Here is a 19,169-nt window from a genome sequence, read left to right as displayed (position 1 = left end):
CAAGTGCTTGGTAGGCTACCTCATATGACCTCCGACGACGATGCCTTCCGCGAGCAGGTGCATGCCTGGCTCGGCGAGCATCTTGTCGGCGAGTGGGCCGACCTCAAGGGTGTCGGCGGCTCTGAGGCGTACGAGGAGCGGCGCGCGTGGAACCGGCACCTCGCCGAGCACGGGTGGACCTGCCTCGGCTGGCCGAAGGAGCACGGCGGTCGCGCACTCAGCCTCACCCAGCAGGCGATCTTCCACGAGGAGTACGCCCGCGCCGGCGCTCCGGAGACGGTCAACCACCTCGGCGAGCAGCTGCTCGGCCCGACGCTGATCGAGTTCGGCACCGACGAGCAGAAGGCGCGATTCCTGCCGGCGATCCGTACGGTCGACGAGCTGTGGTGCCAGGGCTACTCCGAGCCGGGGGCCGGCTCCGACCTGGCCGCCGTCAAGACCCGAGCCGTGCTCGACGAGACCGCTGACGAGTGGGTCGTCGACGGTCAGAAGGTCTGGACCTCGTGGGCGCACGAGGCCGACTGGATCTTCGTCATCGCCCGCACCGAACCGGGATCGGCACGTCACAGTGGCCTGTCGTTCCTGCTGGTCCCGCTCGACCAGGAGGGCGTCGAGGTCCGGCCGATCGAGCAGATCACCGGCGACTCGGAGTTCAACGAGGTGTTCTTCACCGGTGCTCGTGCGCCCGCCTCGATGATCGTCGGTGCGCCCGGCGACGGGTGGCGGGTCGCGATGGCGCTGCTCGGCTTCGAGCGCGGTGTCTCCGTGCTGGGTCAGCAGGTCGGCTTCGAGAGCGAGCTCAACGACCTGATCGACCTGGCCCGCGCCAACGGCGCCCTCGACGACGCGGTGCTCCGTGACCGGCTCGCGGCGCAGAGTGTGGAGTTCGAGGTCATGCGCATCAACGCCGTCCGGTCGTTGACCGAGGCCACGCCGGGCGCCGACAACGTCGCCAAGCTCGTGTGGGCGGGCTGGCACCGACGTCTCGGCGAGCTGGCGATGGACGTCTGCGGCGCAGGCTCGCTCACCGCCGACGGCGACGCGTACGACCTCGACCGCTGGCAGCGGCTCTTCCTGTTCTCTCGTGCGGACACGCTCTACGGCGGCAGTGACGAGATCCAACGCAACATCCTCGCCGAGCGCGTGCTCGGCCTTCCGAAAGAGGCCCGCGGATGACAACGATGCGACCCGAGCAGCCGACGCCGGACTACGTCCCGGGTCATGGACTGCTCACCGACAAGGTCGTCGTGGTGACCGCGGCCGCCGGCGCGGGCATCGGCGCGGCCGTCGCGCGGCGGGCCCTGGAGGAGTCCGCCGGCGTCGTGATCATCAGCGACACGCACGAGCGGCGACTGGCCGAGGCGCAGGAGGCGCTGGGGGCGGAGTTCGGCGCCGATCGCGTACGTTCGCTCGTCGTCGACGTCACCGCCGAGGCTCAGGTCCAGGCTCTCCTCGACATCGCCGACGAGCACGGTGGGGCCGACGTCATGGTCAACAACGCGGGCCTCGGTGGGACGGCCGACGTGCTCGAGATGACCGACGACGAGTGGTCGCGGGTCCTCGACATCACCCTGACCGGGACGTTCCGGTGCGTTCGCGCGGCGGGCAACCGCATGCGTACAGCCGGCAAGCGCGGCGTCATCGTCAACAACGCCTCGGTGATCGGGTGGCGCGCACAGGAAGGGCAGGCGCACTACGCCGCGGCGAAGGCCGGCGTGATGGCGCTGACCCGCTGCGCCGCGCTCGACGTCGCGCCGTACGGTATCCGGGTGAACGCGGTCGCCCCGTCGCTGGCGATGCACCCGTTCCTCGCCAAGGTCACCAGCGACGAGCTGCTGGCCGAGCTCAAGCAACGAGAAGCGTTCGGCCGCGCAGCCGAGCCGTGGGAAGTGGCGAACGTGATGGTGTTCCTGGCGTCGGACTACTCGACCTACCTGACCGGCGAGGTCATCTCCGTGTCGAGTCAGCGAGCCTGAGATGGCTGAGACGACACAGACGCGGCGGGAGGAGCTGCTGCAGATCGCAGCCGAGCTGTTCGCCACCAAGGGCTTCAAGAACACCACGGTCCGCGACATCGCCGACGCGGCCGGCATCCTGAGCGGCTCGCTCTATCACCACTTCGACTCCAAGGAGTCGATGGTCGACGAGATCCTGTCGTCGTTCCAGGAGGAGCTGTTCGGTGCGTACGCGGGCATCCTCGCCGGCACCGACGATCCGCGGGCCAAGCTCGAGGCCGCCGTGCGGGTGTCGTTCGAGGCGATCGACCACCACCGCGACGAGGTGGCGATCTTCCAGAACGAGGCGGACTACCTCGGTACGTTCGACCGCTTCGCCTACCTCGCCGACCGCAACCAGCAGTCGCGCGACGTGTGGCTGACGCTGCTCCGCGAGGGCGTGGCCTCCGGCGCTCTCCGCAAGGATCTCGACGTCGAGCTCGTCTATCGCTTCATCCGCGACACCGTCTGGGTCGCGGTGCGGTGGTACCAGCCCGGCGGCAAGCTGAGCCACCACGATGTCGCCGACCAGTACCTCACCATCCTCCTCGACGGGATCACGACATGACTGCCAGCGCGTACATCATCGACGCCGTCCGGACGCCCGTCGGCCGGCGCGGCGGATCGCTCGCCGGCGTGCACTCGGCCGACCTCGGCGGCCACGTGCTGTCCGCGCTCATGGACCGCACGGGCATCGATCCGGGCGCGGTCGACGACGTCATCATGGGCTGCTGCGACACGATCGGCTCCCAGGCCGGAGACGTCGCGCGTACGGCGTGGCTCGTTGCCGGCCTTCCTGACCACGTGCCCGGAGTGACGATCGACCGGCAGTGCGGCTCGTCCCAGCAGGCGGTGCACTTCGCCGCGCAGGGAGTGATGTCCGGGACGCAGGACCTCGTCGTCGCCGGCGGGCTGCAGAACATGAGCGCGATCCCGATCTCGGCGGCGATGCTGGTGGCCGACCAGTACGGGTTCACGACGCCGTTCGCGGAGTCGCCCGGCTGGCTCAAGCGCTACGGCGACCAAGAGGTCAGCCAGTTCAAGTCGGCCGAGATGATCGCCGAGAAGTGGGACCTCAGCCGCGAGGCGATGGAGGAGTTCGCGCTCGCCTCGCACGAGCGGGCGCGCACGGCGATCGCCGAGGGCCGGTTCGACAGCCAGGTCGTGACGGTGGGCGAGTTCGCGGTCGACGAGTGCCCGCGCGAGACCTCGCTGGTGAAGATGGCGGCGCTGCAGCCGCTGGCACCTGGGGGCCGGATCACCGCCGCCGTCGCGTCACAGATCAGTGACGCCGCGAGCGCGATGCTGATCGCGTCCGAGCAGGCGGTCAAGGACCACCAGCTCACGCCCCGGGCCCGGGTGCACCACCTGTCCGTACGCGCCGACGACCCGATCTGGATGCTGACCGGGCCGATCGCCGCGACCCGGCACGCGCTGAGCAAGACAGGCATGACGGTGGCGGACATCGATCTGTTCGAGTGCAATGAGGCGTTCGCCTCGGTCGTGCTGGCGTGGATGCAGGAGCTCGACGTGCCGCACGACAAGGTGAACGTGAACGGCGGCGGCATCGCGCTCGGCCACCCGATCGGGGCGACAGGCACCCGCTTGATGACCACGCTGCTGAACGAGCTCGAGCGCACCGATGGCCGCTACGGCCTGCAGGTCATGTGCGAGGGTGGCGGCCAGGCCAACGTCACGATCATCGAGAGGCTCTAGGCAGGGATCGAGTCTCCGGGGAACCCTGCCCCGGGGTGCACCTCGACACGAATCATCCCGGCCTGGACGCACGGGTCGGAGGACATGATCTCCTCGGCTTGCTCCGGTGGCACCGTCATCACCGCCACCCCGGCCAGCGCGTCGTCGCCCCCGGGGCAGAGCACCGCGATCGTGCCGTCGGCATGCAGGGACACCATGCGTCGCTGGTGCTCCAGCTCGATCGCCGCAGCTCCGTCCCGATGCCGTTCCGGACCCCACCACAGGAGCGTCAGTGCGAGCGGCCTGGCCGTCGCCGCCAGCTCCTGGACCTGCTCATCGGTGACCGGTGCCCTCATGCCTGCGTTCCCCTCGATCGTCGAAAACCTGCCGTGGCGCCGGGCCTGAGCCACTACTGTTCCGCGCATGGCAGTTTCCGGCACCACTGAGTTCGACGTCGATGCTACGCCCGAGCAGGTCTTCGACGCCGTCGCTGCGATCGAGGACCTGCCGAAGCGCTCAAGCGCGCACAAGTCGGCCACCGTCGAGAGCCGACACGACGATGGACGACCCAAACGCGTACGCGCCAAGGTCTCGGCTGCAGGGTTCACCGACGAAGAGGTCACCGACTACACGTGGGACGAGCCGCACTCCGTGACCTGGACGCTGGCCGAGAGCTCGGTGCAGTCCAAGCAGGTCGCTACCTACACGCTGACGCCCACCGGCAGCGGCACCCACGTCAAGCTCGACCTCGAGATCGGCGTCAAGGTGCCGATGCCCGGCTTCGTGCTGAAGCGCGTCCTCAAGAGCGCCCTCGACACCGGCAGCAAGAGCTTCAAGGCGTACGTCGAAGGTCGCTAGCCGAGGACCTTCGCCTTCTGCGCGGCGAACTCCTCTTCGGTGAGTGCGCCGCTCTGGCGCAGCGCGGCGAGGCGCTCCAGTCGGCTGATGACGTCGTCCGCCGGGGCGTCGGCCGGCTCCTCCCGTTGCAGGGCGGCGACGCTCTCCGCCTTGGCCCGTGCAGCGTCCTTGGCCGGCGTGACCTGGTCCCACAAGATCCGGTAGTTGGTGGGGTCGGCGGGGTCGACCAGGATCGGCAGCACCGCGCCCGGCGCAGGCCAGACCTTCCGCTTCACGGGGCCGGAGAACTCGACCGCGAGCGGCGTCACGCCGGGAGCACTGATCACGAGGTTCATCTCGCAGATCTGATTGACCGTGTCGCCGCGATTCACCGAGACAGTGACGACTTCGGCCGTGCCGGGCACGCCGTCCGAGGTGGCCGCGGGAGCGGTCCGTCGTTTGTCGAAGAAGCTCATACGACGATCCTCGCACTCGACCGTCCGTACGCCGCCGCGAGTGCGACGAAGACCCCAGGATTCTGGGATGGGCGTGCGCCGCTTCGCTGCCTAGCGTCGATGGAAACCACCTTCACGACGCAGGAGCAGCCATGACCACCCTTCACATCGAGCATGCGATCGTCGACTTCGAGCTCTGGAGCTCGGCATACGACAGGTTCGCGGAGTTCCGCACGAAAGCCGGGGTTCGCGGCCAGCGCGTCCAGCAACCGGTCGACGATCGCCAGTACGTGGTCATCGACCTCGACTTCGACACCGTCGAGGAAGCCGAGAGGTTCCTGGCGTTCCTGCGGGAGAAGGTCTGGTCCTCCCCGGACAACTCCCCGGCACTCGTCGGAACGCCTCAGACCAAGATCCTGGAGAGTGCGCGGGCATGAGTCGACCGTGAGCAGCGTCAGGTGCCGAGAGCACGCGCCAGCAGTGCGGGCCGGTTGTGCGTCGCGGTCTTGGCGAAGATCGACTTGAGATGGTCCTGCACGGTGTGCTCGGAGAGGAACATCAACCCGGCGACCTGGCGGGTGTCCGTGCCGGTCATGAGGTGACCGAGCAGCTCGCGCTCCCGGGTGCTGAACCCGAACGCGCTGGCGAAGACATCAGCGCGTTCGGCCGGTGAGGTCTCCTCGATGGTGACGGCGATCTCGCGGTCACCGGCGCTCGCCGCGTCTCCGATGCGCGCGGCGCGCAGGTTCACCCAGCGACCGCCCGAGACATGCACGCGGGCCGATGGCGGGTTGTCGTCGATGCCCTGCTCGACGGCCAGCAGCTGGGCCGCGACGTTGTAGGCGCTCGCCGGGATCGGCGCCTGTCCTTCGGTCGGGGGTACCAGCGCTCGCAGGTACTCCTGTGCCTCTGGGGTCTGCCGGAGCACCTGGAGGTCCGGCGACAGCAGCAGCACCACCGGGCCGATACGGCCGGCATCGCCTGCCGACGTGGCCGCGAACGTGTTGGCCTGGCATCGCCGCAGTGCCGTCGTCACCGGTGCGGCGATGTCGGCGAGGTAGTCGATCTCGACCTCCGTGAACGGCGGCAGCTGTTGGGACCGCCACAGGTCGAGGAATCCCCAGCAGCCGAACCGGTCCCGATGGACCAGCGACGCCACGTCCTGGATGTCGTAGCGGCAGAGCAGCTCCCGCCACAGCAGGCTCCGGGTCGGGTCGCCCTCCGTCGCGTCGTGCAGCGAGGCGGCCGGTGAGCCGGTCATCGCGGTCCACCGGTTGACGTCGGTGACGTACTTGAGGCGGATCAGGCGGGGCAGCTCGGGCAGGCAGGGGACGTCGGCCAACGGCGCGGACCCCACCGACGTACCGGGGTCCGTCAGCAGCCAGGCGTACGCGTAGAAGCCGACCACCTGACGGATCTCCTCGACCAGTTGGAGCCGCAACGTCCGCGCATCGGCGGCGGCCTCACAGATCCTGGCGACGCGTGCCGACGATCGCGCGTACGCCACCGGGACGGCCATGTACGGAGGCTACGCCCCGACGGCGGTGGACGGGGCGAGCGGAGTGACTCAGACGTCCCAGCCCTCGGGGGACTGCGGGTGCAGCATGGCGTCGGTGCCACCGTCGGCATACACGACCGACCCCACCATCAGGCTGCTCGCGTCCGAGAGCAGGAACGCGATCAGGGCTGCCACCTCCGACGGCTGTCCGAGGCGTCCGATCGCGGTCGGGTACGCCTCGACGAGCGGGCCGATCTCCGGGTCGGCCAGCAGCCGGTCCGTCATGGGGCTGGCGATCATGCCGGGCGCCACGGCGTTGAGCCGGATGCCTGCACCGATCCAGTCGGGGGTGATGCCCTCGCGACGGGCCCACCACGCCAGCGCCGCCTTGGTCGCCGGATAGACCATCACCGACTCGGCCTGGTCGGCGTCAGCGCGTGCCGCTGCTTCGTCGCCGGCCAAGCAGTGGTCGGCGACCGATGCGCGCCAACCGGGCATGCCCGTGATCGAGTTCGAGGCCAACAACACGACGCTGGCGCCCTCAGCAGCGGCGAGCTGGGGGCGGAGACCTTCGACCAGCCCCACCGCGCCGAAGAAGTTGACCGAGACGACGAGCGACGACGCGACCCCTGATGAGCCGGCGATCCCCGCGCACGGCACGACACCGTGGACCACGTCGGCCAGCCGCTGGACGCCGGCGACCGCGTCGGCCCGACCAGCAGGCGCCGACACGTCCGCGTCCACATCCGCATCGTGCAGGTCGACCGTGATCACGCGGTCACCCCGGTCGCGCAGGAGGGCCGTCGTGGCGGCGCCGATTCCACTGGCCGCCCCACTGACGACGTACGTCCTCACGAGTCCTGGATCCTGACCAGCCCGGCCAGGGTCGCGATGTACGCCGTCCCGTCAGGCCCCAGGTAGATCGCTGCGTAGTGGTTGTTCCACTGGACGCCGGTGCCGGTCAGCCGGCTCCAGACGGTCTTGCCGGTGCGGATGTCGATCGCCGTGAAGTACCAGGCGTCCACGACGTTGCCGAGCAGCCCGGCCTTCGGCTTCGTGTACGCGTAGAGGAGCCCGTTGCCGAGTGACGCCTTGGCGACCGAGCTGGGCGCGATCTCGTTGCTGGTCCACGCCACGTGGCAGCCACCAGCGTCGACGATGACGCGGGCGAGGCCGGGCGTCGTGGTCTTGCCGAGGATCGTCGAGGCCGGCCCGCCATAGCCGTAGTTGTTCTCGATGATGAACGAGTTGCCCGCCGCGACGAGGCTGTTGTCGGTCGTGCCGGCGTTGTTGGCGAGCACCGGCTGCGTGCAGTGCAGCCGGTCGGTCGCGCCCTTGCGGCGGTCGTAGACGAGCACGTTGGTCTGCGGATCGGCGTTGTCGTTGATCGCGACCCAGCGATCACCGAGCAGCGTGGGAGTCGTGCCGGAGCCCTGCGAGAGGTTGCCGGGCTTCAGACGGCTGCCCCGGTCGTACGCCTCGCGCCACGTCACCGCCGGCGTCCCGTCCGTCGCGGCGTCGAGACGGTAGAGCGCGTGGGTCGAGACGACGTACATGCCGCCGGTCTCGTCGGTCGCGACCGAGTTGGTGACCTCCTCGCCGTCCGGCAGCTGCGCGACGTGAACCGTTCCGGTCTGGCGGTCGAGCGTCCCGATCGTGCCCTGCTGGGTGAAGAACCACAGGCGGCCGGACCAGTCCGGCATCGTCGCGATCAGGCAGTCGTCAGCCCCGACGTACGCGGCGAGCGACCACTCGGCCTGCTTGACGAGCGTGCCGTCGGCCCTGACGGCGATCTTGAGCACGGTCTTCTTGGCCGTGGTCGGATAGGCGACGTCGTTGCCGTCGAGGAAGAAGTACGTCCCTCCGCAGATGTCGGTGAACGGGTTGGCGCTCGCGAGCAGGTTGCGCGCCGAGGTGCGCAGCTCCGAGATCGGCTTCAGCGTGACGGGATCGATCACCATCATCCCGAAGCCCTCGAGACCGCCGCACAGGCCGACGATCCGGCCGTGGGAGTCGAACGCGATCGTGGCGCACTCGCGGACGCCGTACGACGCCGAGCTCACCTTGAGGTGTTCGCCCAGTGGTCCGCTGACGCGATAGGCGTCCGAGGCGTACGCGTCGTTGTGCATCGAGTTGCTGCCGTCGGACGCCAGCCAGGGGTTCTGCGGGATCGCCGGGTGGGCGATCGGCTGCTCGGGAGTCGGCGCACCGGTGAAACGCGGTGCGAGCAGGTCCGTCGGCAGCGACGGGATCGGCAGGCCGGAGACGGCCGGGATGGGCGGCAGCGTGATCTCCGGCTCGGCGGACGCGGACGGCCCGGCGAGCGCGTTGCCGGCGACCAGCACGGCACCGACGACGAGGAGCGGGAGGCGAAGCATCCGCCGACTGTAACCGTATGGTTACAGCGTTGTATAGACTTCGCGGCATGACGAGCTTCCCGATCGACGCCAGGCCCCGAGGCCGTGAGCAGGTACGTTCCGCGGTGCTTGCCGCGACGAGCGAGCTCGTCGCCGAGCGGGGCCCCGACGGCTTCTCCGTGCGCGACATCGCGACGCGCGCTGGCGTCAACCACGCCTTGGTGCACCGCCACTTCGGCACCAAGGCCGACGTGCTCGAGCAGATGCTCGCCGCTGACGCCGAGATGGTGACCTCGGCCGTCCTCGCCTCCGGGCTGCCGACCAGCGGCACTGCCGCGCCCGACGTGGTGGCCGAGCTGCTCGACCTGCTGGCCCAGCGACCGTCGTACTGGCGGACGCTGGTGCACGCCGTGCTCGACAGTCCGGAGGCGGCGCTGCCCGGCACGGCCTCGACGACCGAGCTGTTCTCCGGGCTGTGGGAGGGCGGCGACCCCGACCGGGCGGTGGCCACCTCGGTCGCCGGGTCGACAGTCCTGGGCTGGCTGATCTTCGGCCGGTTCATGGCCGACGCGACAGGCGCCTCGCACGAGGACGTCCGTCAGGCGATCGCCGAGCAGGTCGCGGGGCTCGTCGCCGCCCGGTAGCCGGAGGTTGCCTTTGCGCCGTCCGACTGCAAAACTAGAACATGTTCTATTCTCAGTCGGCGAGCTCGGCATGACCCAGACGTACGTGCTGACCGACCTCGACAAGCTCGAGGCCGAGGCCGTCCACATTTTCCGCGAGGTCGCCGCGACGATCGAGCGCCCCGGATTGCTGTTCTCCGGCGGCAAGGACTCCGTCGTCATGCTGCACGTGGCGGCCAAGGCGTTCTGGCCGGCGCCCGTCCCGTTCCCGGTGATGCACGTCGACACGGGACAGAACTTCGACGAGGTCATCGAGTTCCGGGACCGTACGGTCGAGCGCTTCGGGCTGCGGCTCATCGTCGCGAGCGTCCAGGACGACATCGACGCCGGGCGCGCCAAGGAGATCGGCGGGCCCCTGGGTCCGCGCAACAAGCTGCAGACCGTGTCGCTGCTGCGCGGCATCAAGGAGAACCAGTTCGGCGCCGTGTTCGGCGGTGCGCGCCGCGACGAGGAGAAGGCCCGAGCCAAGGAGCGCGTCTTCAGCTTCCGCGACGAGTTCGGCCAGTGGGACCCCAAGAACCAGCGACCCGAGCTGTGGAGCCTCTACAACGGGCGGCACCACAAGGGCGAGAACATGCGGGTCTTCCCGCTGTCCAACTGGACCGAGCTCGACATCTGGAACTACATCCTTCGCGAGGAGATCGAGCTCCCCGAGCTCTACTACGCGCACGAGCGGACGGTCGTCGCACGCGACGGCATGCTGCTCGCGGTCAACCGGTTCATCCAGCCCCGGGGCGAGGAGGAGCCGTTCGACGCCATGGTCCGCTTCCGCACGATCGGCGACGCGACCTGCACGGGCTGCGTCGAGTCACATGCCGCGACCCCGGCGGACGTGGTGACCGAGGTCGCCGCCGCCCGCATCACCGAGCGGGGTGCGACGCGGGCGGACGACGCGATCTCCGAGGCCGGCATGGAAGACCGCAAGAAAGAGGGCTACTTCTGATGTCGCAGCTTCTCCGCATCGCGACGGCCGGCAGCGTCGACGACGGCAAGTCCACCCTCATCGGCCGGCTGCTGTTCGACGGCAAGGCGATCTTCGAGGACCAGCTCGGCGCGATCGAGACGGCGAGCGCGGCCCGCGGCTTCGACGGCCCGGACCTTGCGCTGTTCACGGACGGCCTGCGCGCCGAGCGGGAGCAGGGCATCACGATCGACGTGGCGTACCGCTACTTCGCGACGCCCAAGCGCAAGTTCATCATCGCCGACACCCCGGGCCACATCCAGTACACGCGCAACATGGTCACGGGTGCCTCGACGGCAGACGTCGCGCTGATCCTGATCGATGCCCGCAACGGCGTCCTCGAACAGTCACGGCGCCATGCCTTCCTCGCGTCGTTGCTCGGCATCCCGCACCTCGTGCTCTGCGTCAACAAGATGGACCTCGTCGACTACTCCCAGGAGCGGTTCAACGAGATCCGCACCGAGTTCGAGGCGTTCGCGTCCAAGCTCGAGGTCCCGGACCTGACGTTCATCCCGGTCTCGGCGCTCACGGGCGACAACGTCGTCACCCAGAGTGCGGCCATGCCTTGGTACGAGGGGCCGGCCCTGCTGGGCTACCTCGAGGACCTGCACGTCGCGTCCGACCGCAACCTCATCGACGCCCGTATGCCGGTGCAGTACGTCATCCGGCCGCAGCAGGCGGACTTCCACGACTTCCGCGGTTACGCCGGTACGGTCGCCGGTGGCGTGTTCCGGCCGGGCGACGAGGTCGTGGTCCTGCCGTCGGGTTTCTCGACGATGGTGACGAACGTCTGGGGCCCGGGTGGCACGAAGCTCGACGAGGCGTTCACCGGCCAGGCCGTGACGATCGAGCTCGCCGACAACCTCGACATCAGCCGCGGCGACATGCTGTGCCGGCCCAACAACCGGCCGACCAGCACGCAGGACGTCGACGCGATGATCTGCTGGATGGACGGCGACCTGACGCTCGACACCGACACGACGTACGCGATGCTGCACACGACGCGCGACACCCGCGTCTCGGTCAAGGAGCTCGAGTACCGCCTCGACATCAACACGCTGCACCGCGTCGAGGACGCGCCGACGCTGGCGCTCAACGAGATCGGCCGGGTGCGGCTGCGCACGCAGAAGCCGTTGCACCTCGATCCCTATCGCCGCAACCGCGACACCGGCAGCTTCATCCTGATCGACGAGGCGACCAACAACACCGTCGCTGCCGGAATGCTGCTGGGTGCGAGCCAGAACGAGCCCAACATCGTGTGGCACAGCGGCGCCGTGACGCGCGAGCACCGCAAGACCAAGGGCATGACGCTGTGGCTGACCGGGCTCTCCGGCTCCGGCAAGTCGAGCGTGGCCGTCGAGATCGAGCGGCGCCTCGTCGCGTCGGGCCGGCCGGCGTACATCCTCGACGGCGACAACCTGCGGCACGGCCTCAATGCCGATCTCGGATTCAGCCCCGAGGACCGCAAGGAGAACGTCCGCCGCGTGACCGAGGTGGCGCGGCTGCTGGCCGATGCCGGCGTCGTCGCGATCGTGTCGCTCGTCAGCCCCTATCGCGCGGACCGCGACGCCGCCCGTGCTGCCCACGAGGACGACAACCTGCCGTTCCTCGAGATCTTCATGGACACGCCGCTCGAGGTGGCCGAGGCCCGCGACACCAAGGGGCTGTACGCCAAGGCGCGCGCCGGCGAGATCAAGGACTTCACCGGCATCAACGCCCCGTACGAGGCGCCGATGCGTCCCGACTTGCTGTTGCGGCCCAGCGACGGCGACGCGGGTACGCTCGCCGGAATCGTGATCGACCGAGTGGAGCAGACATGATCGAGCGGGATGCGGCCTTTGCGGCCGAGATCGCCGAACGGGCCGGGGCATTGCTGCTCGACCTGCAGCGCACCTCCGGGCTGACCGGCAAGGAGCTCGGCAAGGCCGGCGACGCCAAGGCCAACGAGCTGCTGCTCGCCCTGCTCGCCGAACGCCGGCCCGGCGACGCGGTGCTCTCGGAGGAGTCGGCCGACTCGCCCGCACGCCTCTCGGCCGACCGGGTGTGGATCATCGACCCGCTCGACGGCACCCGCGAGTACGGCATGCCGGGTCGTCCTGACTGGGCGGTCCACGTCGCTCTGTGGGAGCGGGGTGCCCCCGGCTCGGCGATCACCGCAGCAGCGGTGGCCCAGCCGGCGTTGTCGACGGTCTACTCGTCGGCGCGGTCGACGGTCGTGCGCGGCCCCCACGAGCGGCCGATCTTCCTCGTCAGCGACAGCCGCCCGCCGGAGTTCGCGGCCGCCGTCGCGCAGGACCTCGATGCCGACCTGCAGCCCATGGGCTCAGCCGGCGCCAAGGCGATGGCGGTGCTGCGCGGCGATGCCGACGCCTACCTGCACGCCGGCGGTCAGTGGGAGTGGGACTCGGCAGCGCCTGTCGGCGTCGCCCTCGCTGCGGGCCTGCACGCGTCGCGCGTCGACGGCTCGACCTTGACCTACAACGCGGCGCACCCCTACCTGCCGGACCTGGTGATCTGCCGCGCCGACCTCGCCGACAAGATCCTCACGGCGATCGCCGCAGCGACCTAGAGCCCTCCGACGAACGGCAGCGTCAGCGTGCAGGTGATCGGGCGGGGATGCGCCGGGTCGAGGGCGTTGAGCACGTACAGCGTCGCGTTGCGGTCGGCCGCGATCTCGAAGTGCTCCGTGTAGTCCAGGGCGCAGCGGTTCTGGAGCACGATGTTCGTCATGCCCGGCTCGATGCCGCTCGTGTAGGGCCGCACCAGCTCGTCGTACTTCGTCACGATGTTGACGTAGTGGACGCCGGGCACGGCCACGCCACCGGCGCGCAGCTCCTTCATGAACGTCGAGTCGGGGTTGAACTCGCCGCACGCCACGCACACGGGGACGACGGAGGCGTCGATGCCGAGGGGCTTGGTCAGCTGGGCCGGGAGGACCTCGGTGCCGTGCCACAGCGAGGCGAGCGAGATGTAGGAGTGCACCTTCGGAGCCCCGCCGAGGAACTTCAGGTAGTACGCGGGCATCAGCGTGCCCTGCGAGTGGCCGACGAGGTCCACCTGCCCGGCGCCGGTCGTCGTGAGGACCCGGTCGACGAACGCACGCAGCTCCTTGGCGCTCGTCCGCATGCTGCCGAGTCCGCCGAGCGCGTTGACCGGGTAGGGCGCCGGCAGGGCGCCGTACGTCAACGCGAACACGCAGTAGCCGTTGTTCTTGAGCAGCGGCCCGTACGTCTGCCAGTTCGTGGCCTGGTTGCCGAACGTGCCGTGCACGAGCACGACGGGCCGGGGATGTGCGGCCGAAGGCTTGCAGGCCCAGTCGTTCGTGCCCGGGGCGCTCGCGCCCGGCGACCCGCCGAGGATCGCCGCCGGCAGGAAGTTGTAAGGCACCGGGAGCGGCTTGGTCTCAGCGGACGCCGGGGACCCTCCGGCCAGCAGGGCGACGAGGACGGCGGCCATGACGAGGATGCGGCGCATGTGAACTCCAATGAGAGCGCGTGGTGACGGGATCAACGAATCTGCTGGCTCAGAGGTACGAGCCGGCCCGCTTCAGGGCGGCCGCGGCCTCGGTGACGATCCGGTCGACGAGCTCCTCACAGGTCGGCAGGTCGTCGATGACGCCGACGACCTGACCGGAGGCGAGGACGCCGGCGGTCGCATCGCCCTCGACGAGTCCGGCCTTGAGCATCATCGGGGTGTTCACGGCGAGGGCGAGCTGGCCGAGCGTACGGCCCTGCTCCTTGCGCATCGCGCGACCGTCGACCGCGAGCTGCTTCCAGGTCATCCCCGCCATGCGCTTGAACTCCAGCGTGCGTCGAGCGGTCGGCACGAGGCGGCGGATGCCGGCCCCGCCCTCGACCTGCTCGACGAGGTCGGTGCGGAGCATGCGGTGCGGCATGCCGTCGACCTTCTTGGTGACGACGGTGTCGTCGAGTCCCGCTGCGAGGTAGCGCTGCTTGACCGCATCCGGCACCCGGCTGTCGGCGGTCAGGAGAAACCTGGTGCCCATGCCGACGCCGGCGGCGCCGTACGACAAGGCGGCCGCGAGCCCACGGCCGTCGAAGAAGCCACCGGCGGCGATGACGGGGATGTCGACGGCGTCGAGCACGGTCGGCAGCAGCAGCGTGGTCGGCACCGAGCCCGTGTGCCCGCCGCCCTCGCCGCCCTGGATCATCACCGCGTCGGCGCCCCACGAGGCGACCTTGACCGCGTGTTTGGGCAGCCCGACGCTGGGGATGACGACGATGTCGTGCTCCTTGAGCGTGGCGATCAGCTCGGGCTTGGGCGCGAGTGCGAACGACGCGACCTTGACGCCGTGGGCGATGAGCAGCTCGCACCGCGCCGGCGCATCGGCGGCGTCGGCGCGCAGGTTGACGCCGAACGGCTGGTCGGTGCGCTCCTTGACCTCGATGATCGCCTGCTCGAGCTCGGGCAGCGTCATCGTGGCCGACGCGAGGATGCCGAGCCCGCCGGCGTTGGCGGTGCCGCTGACCAGGCTCGGACCGGCGACCCAGCCCATCCCGGTCTGCACGACCGGATGGCGTACGCCCGTCAGCTGGGTGAGCGGCGTCGACAGGAGCTGGTCGATCACGAGGACGGCACTTCCCGCTCGCGGAGCTTCGTGGGGTCGAGCAGCTCGCGGATCAGCACCAGCTCGCCGTCGGTCGGCGTACGCGTCTCCGGTACGTCACCGTCGGCGTGGATCTCGCAGCCACTGGCCTCGCGTACCTCGTCGACGGTCACGCCCGGGTGCACCGAGACGAACCGCATCGTGTGCCCCGGACCGCCGAAGTCGAACACGCCGAGGTTGGTGACGAGGCGGTGCACGTCGTGGAACTTCGTCGCCGCAGGGCCTGCCGCCTCGGCCCGTGCGCGGCCGATGCCCGACACGATGTCGACCTGCTCGACGACGACGCGGGCGGAGTGCTTGGGCACCCAGTAGGACGTGCGGTTGTTGACGGTGTTGCCCGGTGCGCCGCGTACGCCCAGCAGCTGCCGCGTCGGCTGCTCCCACGGACCGATCGCCGAGATGTTCTGGTTGCCGTGGCGGTCGATCTGGGTCGCGCCCATCATGACGTGCCGCTTGCCGTACGGGACGACGGACTCGAGCACGAGGCGGAACGGCATCCAGCCCTCGGTGACGTCGCCGGACTGGCCGAGGGGCGGCGTGCCCCGCAGGATCCGGGCCTCGCCGTCGGTCAGCATCAGCGCCGGGTTCGTCGTGTTCTTCGCGAGCCGTGCGCCCAGGGTCGGCAGCAGCCCCATCGGGCTGCCCATGATCTCGCCGTCGTCGGCGAAGCAGTCGGCGATCGCGACGGCGCAGTACTCCGAGCGGGTCACATCGCTCATGCCTGGGCCTCCTCTCGGAACGCGGTGACGGCGGCTTGATAGGCCGCCTCGTCGCCGGACAGGAATCGTTCGTGGAAGGCGGCCCAGTCCTCGGGCGTCTTCGCCGCCGTGGCGTACGCCTTCTGGAACTTCTCGTCGCGCCCGTACGTCGGGGTGCAGTCGGTGAAGTGTGCGCCGTTCGGTGTCTCGACGACACCGGTCACCATCGTGCGGTTGAGCAGCAGGCTCTGCAGGGACGCGTCGACGGTCAGGCCCGCGGTGTCGATGATCTGCTCCGTCGACACGTACGCCTCGCGGGCGGCCATGCAGAACAGGTCGTCGAAGTAGGGGTCCGGGCCGAGGTACTGCCCGTTGCCGAGCTCGTCGGCGCGGTTCATGTGCACCAGCGCGACGTCGAGGTTGAGCGCCGGTACGGCGACGAGCTCCTCCTGGTCGTCGTACGGCGAGCGCACCGTGTGCAGGTCGGGGTCGTTCTCGAGCACGGCGGAGCCGAGCCCGGCGCGCATCGGCAGGAACGACACCCGCTGGGCGGCAGCGCGCAGGCCGGTCTGGAACATCCCCTCGTCCCACTCGCGGAACTCGGCGGCACGCTCGACCCGAGCCTGGCTGAACAGCGGCTCGAGCGGGATCGAGTCGAGGGTCGCGAACGCGTATGTCACCTTGCTGGCCTTGCCGCCCGCGAGCAGCAGCCCGACGTCCGGCCCGGCGTACGACACGATGTGCAGGTCGGTGAGGTCGCTGCGCAGGATCGCACGGACCAGCGCCATGGGCTTGCGGCGCGAGCCCCAGCCGCCGATCCCGACGGTCATGCCGCTCTCGATGCGGCCGAGGACCTCGTCGATCGTCAGCTCCTTCGAGGGCGCTCTCACTTCTGGGCCTTGTCGGTCCCGGCACTCTGCTGACTTTTCGCCGTCCCGGCGAAGTCGTCGCGGAGCTCGTCGCTCACGCCCATCAGGTTGAGCTCCATCGTGAATCCTTGCTCGAAGCGATAGCTGGTGTTGACGTCGACCGGGTCGATGCCGTTGAGCGCCTCCTTGGCGGCGCGGATGACGCGGGTGTCCTTGGCGGCGATCTCGGCGGCGAGGCTGAGCGCCAGGTCGTCGAGCTCGCCGCGCGGCACGACGGCGTACACCGACCCGTGCTGCACCAGGTCGGCCGCCGGGATCGTGCGAGCGGTGAAGTAGAGGGTGCGCATCAGGTGCTGCGGCACGAGCCGGGCGAGATGCGTGGCCGCGCCGAGGGCGCCCTGGTTGACCTCGGGCACGCCGAGGTACGCGTCGTCGCTGGCGACCACGACGTCGGAGTTGCCGACCAAGCCGACGCCGCCGCCGAGGCAGAACCCGTGCACCGCGGCGATGACCGGCACGGCGCACTCGTACACGGCCTTGAACGCCGCGAAGCAGCCCTTGTTGGCGCCGATCAGGGCATCGAAGCCTGTGGTGTTCTGCATCTCCTTGATGTCGACGCCGGCGTTGAACCCCTTGCCGTCGGCACGGAGCACGACGACCTTCGTGGCGCGGTCCGTGCCGGCCTCGTCGAGAGCCTTGGCCAGGTCGAACCAGCCTTGGACCGTGAGCGCGTTGACCGGAGGTTGGTCCATCGTGACGACGCGGATCCCGTCGTCGCGGAGCTCAGAACGTATGGTCATGGCTGCCAACCTAACATTTGCTTGGTAGCCTGTCAGCATGACTCTGGCCCTGGACCTCTCCGGACGCGTGGCGCTGGTCACCGGCGGCTCGCGTGGGATCGGTCGCGGCATCGCTGCCGTGCTGGTCGAGGCGGGCGCCACGGTGGTCACCTGCGGCCGGTCACCGGTCGACGATCCGGCCTCCGGCACCGAGCACCTGACCTGCGACGTACGCGATCCCGAGGCGGTCGAGGCCATGGTCGCCGGCATCGTCGAGAGTCACGGTCGCCTCGATGTGCTCGTCAACAACGCCGGCGGGGCGCCGTACGCCCTCGCGGCTGACTCGAGCTCGCGGCTCGACGACAAGATCCTCGGCCTCAACCTGTCAGCGGTCCTGACGGTGTCCAAGGCGGCCAACGCCGTGATGCAGCAGCAGCCCGACGGCGGCGCCATCGTCAACATCTCGTCGGTCTCGGCGCTGCGGCCCTCGCCCGGCACGGCGTCGTACGGCGCAGCCAAGGCCGGAGTCGACTCGCTGACCAGGACGCTCGCCGTCGAGTGGGGTCCCCGCGTGCGGGTCAACAGCATCGACGTCGGCCTGTGCCGCACCGAGCAGACCAGCGACCACTACGGCGACGACGCGACGGTTGCCGCGGTCGAGGCGACGATCCCGCTCGGGCGCATGGCCGAGCCGGAGGAGGTGGGGCGCGTCGTCGCGTTCCTCGCCTCCGACCTCGCGTCGTACGTCTCCGGAGCCACCCTCGCCTGTCACGGCGGCGGAGAGCCACCCGTCTTCCTGCACGTCGTCACCAAGGAGCAGCACTCATGACCCTTCTCGAAGGCCGCATTGCGATCGTCACCGGCGCCGGCCGCGGCATCGGCCGGGCGCACGCGCTCGAGCTGGCGCGGCAGGGCGCCAAGGTCGTCGTCAACGACTTCGGCGTCTCGCTGGCAGGGGAGACCGACGCCGAGTCGCCCGCCGAGGCCGTCGTGTCCGAGATCAAGGCGCTCGGCGGGGAGGCCGTGGCGAACGGTGCCGATGTCGCCGACTTCGGCCAGGCCGAGGCCATGGTGCAGCAGGCGATCGACACGTTCGGCGGCCTCGACATCCTCGTCAACAACGCCGGCTTCGTCCGCGACCGCATGCTCGTCAACACCTCGGAGGAGGAGTGGGACGCCGTCATCCGGGTGCACCTCAAGGGCCACTTCGCGCCACTCCGGCACGCAGGTGCGTACTGGCGGAGCGAGTCCAAGGAAGGGCGTACGCGGGCAGCCCGTGTCATCAACACGTCGTCCGGCGCAGGCCTGCAGGGCTCGATCGGCCAGACGACGTACTCCGCGGCCAAGGCCGGCATCGCCGGCATGACGCTGGTCGCCGCCGCCGAGATGGGCCGCTACGGCGTGACGGTCAACGCGATCGCTCCGGTCGCCCGGACCCGGATGACCGAGGGTGCGTTCGACACCTCGGCGATGCCCGAGCCCGAGGACAACTCACCGGTCGTGGCCTGGCTCGCGTCGGTCGAGGCCGGCGATGTGACGGGCCGGGTCATCGAGATCGAGGGCGGCCAGATCTGCCTGGAGGAGGGCTGGACGCATGGCCCCCGCCGCGATGCCGGCCGCCGCTGGGAGACCGCAGAAGTCGGTTCCGCGCTGCGCGAGCTCATCGCGGAGGGTGCCGTTCCCGAGCCGGTCTACGGAGTTGCGCCGTAGTCTTCG

At 69.8% G+C, this 19,169-nt stretch carries 22 protein-coding genes; 12 read left to right on the top strand and 10 right to left on the bottom strand.

Annotated features, from left to right (window positions below):
• The first annotated feature begins 24 nt into the window (after positions 1 to 24).
• Genes ASC61_RS05805 through ASC61_RS05790 form a run of 4 tightly spaced genes read left to right on the top strand, consistent with a single transcriptional unit; the run spans position 25 to position 3,710 of the window.
• Positions 25 to 1,176, top strand: coding sequence for an acyl-CoA dehydrogenase family protein (locus ASC61_RS05805; RefSeq protein WP_056210401.1), 1,152 nt, complete (start codon positions 25 to 27; stop codon positions 1,174 to 1,176).
• A complete protein-coding gene (locus ASC61_RS05800; RefSeq protein ID WP_056210398.1) occupies positions 1,173 to 1,976 on the top strand; it encodes an SDR family oxidoreductase in 804 nt (267 codons plus the stop codon). Before ASC61_RS05805 ends, ASC61_RS05800 begins: the two co-directional genes overlap by 4 nt.
• A gap of 1 nt (position 1,977) precedes the next feature.
• On the top strand, positions 1,978 to 2,562 hold the full coding sequence (locus ASC61_RS05795) for a TetR/AcrR family transcriptional regulator (RefSeq protein WP_056210396.1): 585 nt from the start codon (positions 1,978 to 1,980) through the stop codon (positions 2,560 to 2,562).
• Complete coding sequence (locus tag ASC61_RS05790; RefSeq protein ID WP_056210394.1) at positions 2,559 to 3,710, top strand: acetyl-CoA C-acetyltransferase; 1,152 nt, start codon at positions 2,559 to 2,561, stop codon at positions 3,708 to 3,710. The genes ASC61_RS05795 and ASC61_RS05790 overlap by 4 nt, the downstream gene beginning before the upstream one ends.
• Here the strand turns inward: ASC61_RS05790 and ASC61_RS05785 are convergent.
• On the bottom strand, positions 3,707 to 4,045 hold the full coding sequence (locus ASC61_RS05785; RefSeq protein ID WP_056210391.1) for a hypothetical protein: 339 nt from the start codon (positions 4,043 to 4,045) through the stop codon (positions 3,707 to 3,709). The genes ASC61_RS05790 and ASC61_RS05785 overlap by 4 nt on opposite strands.
• Positions 4,046 to 4,112: 67 nt before the next feature.
• Between ASC61_RS05785 and ASC61_RS05780 the strand changes: the two genes are divergently transcribed.
• Entirely contained in the window at positions 4,113 to 4,547 is a 435-nt protein-coding gene (locus ASC61_RS05780; RefSeq protein WP_056210388.1) for an SRPBCC family protein, read from the top strand.
• Here the strand turns inward: ASC61_RS05780 and ASC61_RS05775 are convergent.
• Entirely contained in the window at positions 4,544 to 5,002 is a 459-nt protein-coding gene (locus tag ASC61_RS05775; RefSeq protein ID WP_056210386.1) for an SHOCT domain-containing protein, read from the bottom strand. The genes ASC61_RS05780 and ASC61_RS05775 overlap by 4 nt on opposite strands.
• 131 nt (positions 5,003 to 5,133) lie before the next feature.
• On the opposite strand from ASC61_RS05775, the gene ASC61_RS05770 reads away from it, so the two are divergent.
• Positions 5,134 to 5,418, top strand: coding sequence for a hypothetical protein (locus ASC61_RS05770; RefSeq protein ID WP_056210384.1), 285 nt, complete (start codon positions 5,134 to 5,136; stop codon positions 5,416 to 5,418).
• A 17-nt stretch (positions 5,419 to 5,435) separates the two neighbouring features.
• On the opposite strand, the gene ASC61_RS05765 is transcribed toward ASC61_RS05770, so the two are convergent.
• The 3 genes from ASC61_RS05765 to ASC61_RS05755 are packed head-to-tail and all read right to left on the bottom strand — an operon-like array spanning position 5,436 to position 8,857.
• A complete protein-coding gene (locus ASC61_RS05765; protein WP_056210376.1) occupies positions 5,436 to 6,500 on the bottom strand; it encodes a helix-turn-helix transcriptional regulator in 1,065 nt (354 codons plus the stop codon).
• Between the two features lie 48 nt (positions 6,501 to 6,548).
• Complete coding sequence (locus tag ASC61_RS05760) at positions 6,549 to 7,334, bottom strand: SDR family oxidoreductase (RefSeq protein ID WP_056210374.1); 786 nt, start codon at positions 7,332 to 7,334, stop codon at positions 6,549 to 6,551.
• Positions 7,331 to 8,857, bottom strand: a complete 1,527-nt coding sequence (locus ASC61_RS05755; protein ID WP_056210371.1) for a hypothetical protein — start codon at positions 8,855 to 8,857, stop codon at positions 7,331 to 7,333. The genes ASC61_RS05760 and ASC61_RS05755 overlap by 4 nt, the downstream gene beginning before the upstream one ends.
• A gap of 47 nt (positions 8,858 to 8,904) precedes the next feature.
• Here ASC61_RS05755 and ASC61_RS05750 point away from each other — a divergent pair, with 47 nt between their 5' ends.
• The 4 genes from ASC61_RS05750 (at position 8,905) to ASC61_RS05735 (ending at position 13,049) form a co-directional block, all read left to right on the top strand.
• Entirely contained in the window at positions 8,905 to 9,480 is a 576-nt protein-coding gene (locus ASC61_RS05750) for a TetR/AcrR family transcriptional regulator (protein ID WP_056210367.1), read from the top strand.
• A 70-nt stretch (positions 9,481 to 9,550) separates the two neighbouring features.
• A complete protein-coding gene (cysD, locus tag ASC61_RS05745; RefSeq protein ID WP_056210364.1) occupies positions 9,551 to 10,462 on the top strand; it encodes a sulfate adenylyltransferase subunit CysD in 912 nt (303 codons plus the stop codon).
• Positions 10,462 to 12,300: an adenylyl-sulfate kinase gene (gene cysC, locus ASC61_RS05740; protein ID WP_056210363.1), complete on the top strand. Its 1,839-nt coding sequence runs from the start codon at positions 10,462 to 10,464 to the stop codon at positions 12,298 to 12,300. The genes cysD and cysC overlap by 1 nt, the downstream gene beginning before the upstream one ends.
• The gene (locus tag ASC61_RS05735) at positions 12,297 to 13,049 is read left to right on the top strand and encodes a 3'(2'),5'-bisphosphate nucleotidase CysQ (protein ID WP_056210362.1); all 753 of its coding nucleotides are present in this window, start codon (positions 12,297 to 12,299) and stop codon (positions 13,047 to 13,049) included. Before cysC ends, ASC61_RS05735 begins: the two co-directional genes overlap by 4 nt.
• Here ASC61_RS05735 and ASC61_RS05730 read toward each other — a convergent pair.
• Genes ASC61_RS05730 through ASC61_RS05710 form a run of 5 tightly spaced genes read right to left on the bottom strand, consistent with a single transcriptional unit; the run spans position 13,046 to position 17,474 of the window.
• Positions 13,046 to 13,954, bottom strand: a complete 909-nt coding sequence (locus tag ASC61_RS05730) for an esterase/lipase family protein (protein WP_056210360.1) — start codon at positions 13,952 to 13,954, stop codon at positions 13,046 to 13,048. The genes ASC61_RS05735 and ASC61_RS05730 overlap by 4 nt on opposite strands.
• Positions 13,955 to 14,003: 49 nt before the next feature.
• Complete coding sequence (locus ASC61_RS05725) at positions 14,004 to 15,068, bottom strand: NAD(P)H-dependent flavin oxidoreductase (RefSeq protein WP_056210358.1); 1,065 nt, start codon at positions 15,066 to 15,068, stop codon at positions 14,004 to 14,006.
• Positions 15,065 to 15,826 carry a CoA-transferase subunit beta gene (locus tag ASC61_RS05720; protein WP_056210356.1) on the bottom strand — a complete coding sequence of 254 codons (762 nt, stop codon included), beginning with the start codon at positions 15,824 to 15,826 and terminating at the stop codon, positions 15,065 to 15,067. Before ASC61_RS05720 ends, ASC61_RS05725 begins: the two co-directional genes overlap by 4 nt.
• Entirely contained in the window at positions 15,823 to 16,695 is an 873-nt protein-coding gene (locus tag ASC61_RS05715) for a CoA transferase subunit A (protein ID WP_082530487.1), read from the bottom strand. The genes ASC61_RS05720 and ASC61_RS05715 overlap by 4 nt, the downstream gene beginning before the upstream one ends.
• Positions 16,692 to 17,474, bottom strand: coding sequence for an enoyl-CoA hydratase family protein (locus ASC61_RS05710; protein ID WP_056210354.1), 783 nt, complete (start codon positions 17,472 to 17,474; stop codon positions 16,692 to 16,694). The genes ASC61_RS05715 and ASC61_RS05710 overlap by 4 nt, the downstream gene beginning before the upstream one ends.
• Before the next feature lie 37 nt (positions 17,475 to 17,511).
• On the opposite strand from ASC61_RS05710, the gene ASC61_RS05705 reads away from it, so the two are divergent.
• Both ASC61_RS05705 and ASC61_RS05700 read left to right on the top strand, forming a co-directional pair.
• The gene (locus ASC61_RS05705; protein ID WP_056210353.1) at positions 17,512 to 18,282 is read left to right on the top strand and encodes an SDR family oxidoreductase; all 771 of its coding nucleotides are present in this window, start codon (positions 17,512 to 17,514) and stop codon (positions 18,280 to 18,282) included.
• Positions 18,279 to 19,163, top strand: coding sequence for an SDR family oxidoreductase (locus ASC61_RS05700; protein WP_056210351.1), 885 nt, complete (start codon positions 18,279 to 18,281; stop codon positions 19,161 to 19,163). The genes ASC61_RS05705 and ASC61_RS05700 overlap by 4 nt, the downstream gene beginning before the upstream one ends.
• The last annotated feature ends 6 nt before the right edge of the window (positions 19,164 to 19,169 follow it).

Origin of the sequence: Aeromicrobium sp. Root344, from assembly GCF_001425755.1 — a bacterium.
Classification (GTDB): Bacteria; Actinomycetota; Actinomycetes; order Propionibacteriales; family Nocardioidaceae; genus Aeromicrobium.
Note: the sequence above shows the minus strand (reverse complement) of the source record. Positions and strands in the feature narration are given on the sequence as shown.